3 protein-coding genes and 1 pseudogene are annotated in these 4,435 nt (G+C 67.6%); all 4 read left to right on the top strand.

Annotated elements, in window-relative coordinates:
- Positions 1 to 266, top strand: a pseudogene (locus tag EOA60_RS20360) (hypothetical protein); the annotation flags it as partial.
- Between the two features lies 1 nt (position 267).
- A complete protein-coding gene (locus tag EOA60_RS20365) occupies positions 268 to 1,266 on the top strand; it encodes a DUF1839 family protein (RefSeq protein WP_095823754.1) in 999 nt (332 codons plus the stop codon).
- 25 nt (positions 1,267 to 1,291) lie between these two features.
- Positions 1,292 to 3,841 carry a glycoside hydrolase family 2 protein gene (locus EOA60_RS20370; protein WP_245489915.1) on the top strand — a complete coding sequence of 850 codons (2,550 nt, stop codon included), beginning with the start codon at positions 1,292 to 1,294 and terminating at the stop codon, positions 3,839 to 3,841.
- A gap of 74 nt (positions 3,842 to 3,915) precedes the next feature.
- A partial coding sequence (locus EOA60_RS20375) for an alpha/beta fold hydrolase (protein ID WP_206628176.1) occupies positions 3,916 to 4,435 on the top strand: 520 nt, incomplete at its 3' end.

Raw genomic sequence — 4,435 nt, forward strand, 5'->3', positions numbered from 1 at the left:
ACAGCAACCAGCGCGATCAGGGCCTGAAATTCGAGCTGCTGATTCCGGTGACCAGCATCGAGAAGCCGACCGCCTGCTTGAGCTTCAATTATCACCAGGACCATTTTGGCCAGACCTGGGGCCTGAAGTTCGCCGACGGGGAGTTCTGCCATTCGGCCTGCGTCGGCTTCGGGCTGGAGCGCGTGGCGCTGGCGCTGTTCCGCCACCATGGGCCGGACGCGGAAGCCTGGCCGGCGCCGGTCCGCGACGTGCTCTGGAGCGTGTGAGATGCTGAGAGCGATCGCCGGCCTCGATCCGGCCAGCTACCGGCCGCACTGGCTGCACGATCCGCAAAGGCGGTGGCCGCAGACCAACTGCTATGTCGACCTTCTGATCGAGGTTCTGCACGCGACCGGGCACGATCCGGTCGCAGCGCTCGGTTTCACCGCGGCGCAGGATTTCGAAGGTGATCAGTTCACGTTCTTCAAGTTCCCGACCGCCGACCTGCAGAGGCTGGCGGGGCTGGACATCCAAGAGCTGGCGGTCTTCGAACGGCTGGAGACGCATGTGCTGACGCAAGTCGAGCTCGGCCGGCTGCCGCTGGTCGAGGTCGATGCCTTCTACCTGCCCGACACCAAAGGCATCACCTACCGCCGCGGCCATTCCAAGACCACGGTCGGCATCAATGCGCTCGATCCCGAGTCGCGGCATATGCGTTACTTCCACAATGACGGCTACTTCGCGCTCGAGGGCCAAGACTATGACGGCATCTTCGGCCAATGGGATGGTGTGTCGGCGGGCGACCTGCCGCTGTTTCCTTACGCGGAATTCGTGAAGCTCGACGCCACGCGCCCGGCCCGCGACGCGGTCGGGACCGCGGCGGCGCTGCTCACGCATCACCTGAAGCGGCGGCCGAAGCGCAATCCGCTCGACGCCTATGCGGCCGCGTTCGGCCGCCACGCTGAAAGGCTGGCGACGAAGTCGCCTGCCTATTTCCACACCTATGCCTTCAACACGCTGCGGCAGGTCGGCGCGAATTTCGAACTTCTTGGCAGTCATCTCGAATGGCTGGGGCAGCACGGCGAAACCTGCCTGGCAGAGGCGGTGCAAGCCGCCGGCAACATTGCCGAGGGCGCCAAGGTCATGCAGTTCAAGCTCGCCCGCGCGATGGCGCGGCAGCGCTTCGACGGCTTGACGGAAGCAATCGCGCCGATGGCGCAGGCCTACGAAACGGTGATGGACGTGCTGGACGCCCGCATGGCCGATGTCGCCTCCAAGGCGGCCTAGCGGGCCGGCCGAGGCGTATTTGAGCATGGGTGGGGGAATGGACGCCACGGTGTCGATCGTCGGCACTGCCGGATTGCCGGATCGGGGGTGGCGGATGGCCGTCTCCGCAGCCGGCGCCTGGGCTTCGCCGAATGACATCGACGCAAATGCTGAATGGCTGGACGCGGCCTGTCCCGGCACGGCGGCCGCCACGCTGGAAAAGCATGGCCGCTGGGACCGCAAGCAGCCAACCCGGCTGCACGACCGCGATGTCTGGTACAGCCGCAGGCTCGACGCGACCGGTCCGGTGCGGCTGGTGTTCGAGGGGCTGGCGACTGTCGCCGAGGTCTGGCTTGACGATCGGCTGTTGTTCACCTCGACCTCGATGTTCGAGCGCCATGAGGCTGCGGTAAGCCTTTCAGGGGGCGAGCAGCTCGCCATCGTCTTTCGCAGTCTCGACCGCCATCTGGAAACGGCGATCGGTCCACGCGCCCGCTGGCGCCCTCGCATGATCGACGATCAGCGGCTGCGGCTGGTGCGCACGACCCTGATCGGCCATATGCCGGGCTGGTGCCCGAGCTTCGATGTCGTCGGGCCGTGGCGTCCGGTCAAGCTGATCCACGAAAATGGCAGGCAGCGCATCCTCGATGCCGACATGCGCGCCAGGCTCGACGGCACGACCGGGCATCTTGCCGTTGCGATAACCCTCGCCGAACCCTTCGACAATGCGCAAACGGCGCATGTCAGCTGTGCCGGAGTGCGCGCGCCCCTCAAGTTCGAGACACCCACCCGGCTGACGGCGGAATTGGCCGTTGCCGATGTCGCCCCATGGTGGCCGAACAGACATGGCGAGCCGGCGCTGCACGAAGTCATGGCGACGCTGGGCACGGTGCGCAGCCGGCTGGGCCGAGTCGGATTCCGCCGCATCGAGATCGATCGCGGTGCTGACGGACGCGATTTTCGCCTGGTCGTCAACGGCGTGCCGGTGTTCTGCCGCGGCGCGGTCTGGACGCCCTCCGATCCCGTGCGACTGCCCTGCGAGCGAGCCGAAATCGAGCCCGACCTCGATCTCGCGCGCCAAGCCGGCGTCAACATGCTGCGGGTCGGCGGCACCTTCGCCTATGAAAGCGATGCCTTCCACGAGCTGTGCGATGAGATGGGCATTCTGGTCTGGCAGGACTTGATGCTTGCCAATTTCGACTATCCGGCGAAGAGCGCGGCCTGGCGGGCGGCGCTGTCGCGCGAGGTGGAGAACCTGTTGGGGCGGCTTCGGCATTCGCCGTCGCTGGCGGTGCTGTGCGGCGGCAGCGAGGTGGCGCAGCAGGCCGCGATGCTCGGCATGCCGGTGGCGATGGATCCGACACCCTGGTTCGACGATGTCGTGCGTCCGGCCGCGCAGGCGATCCTGCCCGATCTGGCGCTCGTGTCCTCCTCGCCCTCCGGCGGCAGCCTGCCCTTCGCCGCGGATGGCGGCCCGACGCACTACTATGGCGTCGGCGCCTATTGCCGGCCACTGGAGGACGCGCGCCGCGCGGAGGTGCGTTTCGCCAGCGAATGCCTCGCCTTCGCCAACGTGCCGGAACAGGCGACGCTCGATGAGCATCTGCCCGTTCCGCCCGGCCACGATCCGCGCTGGAAGGCCGGCGTGCCGCGCGATGCAGGTGCGTCGTGGGACTTCGAGGACGTGCGCGAGCATTATCTGGAGACGCTGTTCGGCGTCGACGCTCGCCGGCTGCGCATGGAGGATCCAGCGCGCTACCTCGACCTCTCGCGCGCTGTCATTGCCGAGGTGGTTGAGCGCACGATCGATGAATGGCGCAGACCGGCCTCCCCGACGGCGGGCGCGCTGGTGTTCTTCTGGAAGGATCTGCTCCCGGGAGCAGGGTGGGGCGTCGTCGATTCTGCCGGTCGGCCGAAATCGGTCTGGCATGCGCTGAGACGCGCCTTCGCGCCGCTCCGGCTGACGCTGAGCGATGAGGGCGTCAACGGGCTGAGCGTCCATCTCGTCAATGACACGGCAAGGGCAGTCGAGGCGACGCTATCGCTTGCCTGCCTGCGCGACGGCGTCACCCCGGTGGTGGCGGCGCGCCGGCCGGTCACTCTGCAGGCGCGCGGGGCGCAGTCGCTTGCGGCATTCTCGCTGCTCGGCGCCTTCTTTGATCTGTCTTACGCCTATCGCTTCGGCCCAGCGGGGCACGAGGTAACCGTGGCAAGGCTGGAAGACCGCGACGGCGAGATCCTGGCCGAAGCCTTTCATGTGCTTCCCGGCGTCATGACCGCGCGACGCGATGTCGGCCTGTCGGCAGGGCTGATGCGCGGCAGAGACGGCTGGCGCCTGCGGCTCGCTTGCAAGCGCGCCGCCTATCACGTCGCCATCAAGGATGGGCTGTTCTTCCCGCGCGAGAACGGCTTCCACCTGATGCCGGGCGCGGTGAAGGAAATTGGCCTGGATGGGCCGGCCTCTGCCACGCCGGCCGGCGTCGTGACGGCGCTGAATGGCGATCGCGAGGTGGCCTACGATGCGCCGCAAGCCGACAATGTAGAGACCAGGGCGGAGATCATGCGTTCGTTGCGGCCTGCCGGGAGCGTGGCATGAAGGGGGTCGTCTTCGCCGACACGATCGGCTGGCTTCATGAAGGCAGGGGAACCGGGCGGCGCGGCCGGGGTGTCGTGATCGCCGGGGCGCATGGCCACGAGGACCTGTGCAGCCGGCGTTTCCTGCGGCTTCTGGCTGACAAGGTGGCCGAAAACGGTCTGCCGGCGCTGCAATTCGACTATCCCGGCTGCGGCAATGCCGCCGGGGATCATTCAACGCCCGGTCAGGTGCAACGGTGGACGGCGAGCATAGGCGCGGCGATCGATCGGCTGAAGCAGGATTGCGGCGTGGCGGACGTCATTTTGGTCGGCTTCCGGCTTGGTGCCCTGCTGGCCCCGCTGGCGGCGGCCGGACGCGACGACGTGGCGGGTCTCGTGCTGCTCGCGCCGCCGTCCTCCGGCAAGGCCTATGTTCGCGAGGTCACAGCCATGTCGCGCATGATCGACGCGCCGCTGGCCAGCCGTTCGGCGGGCGAAGGGGTTTTCACCGAGGGGCGCGAGGCCGCCGGCTTCCGAATTTCGCATGAAACGCTGGCTGATCTCTCGGCGCTCGATTGGCGGCATGCAGCGGCTGGCCTTCCATCCCTGCCGATGC

It is taken from the genome of Mesorhizobium sp. M1A.F.Ca.IN.020.06.1.1, assembly GCF_004023265.1.
In the GTDB taxonomy this organism is placed as follows: domain Bacteria; phylum Pseudomonadota; class Alphaproteobacteria; order Rhizobiales; family Rhizobiaceae; genus Mesorhizobium.

Bases quoted from the DNA above. Each gene is read 5' to 3' on its own strand.
- EOA60_RS20365 (WP_095823754.1), top strand. From the start codon at position 268: ATGCTGAGAGCGATCGCCGGCCTCGATCCGGCCAGCTACCGGCCGCAC.
- EOA60_RS20370 (WP_245489915.1), top strand. From the start codon at position 1,292: ATGGGTGGGGGAATGGACGCCACGGTGTCGATCGTCGGCACTGCCGGA.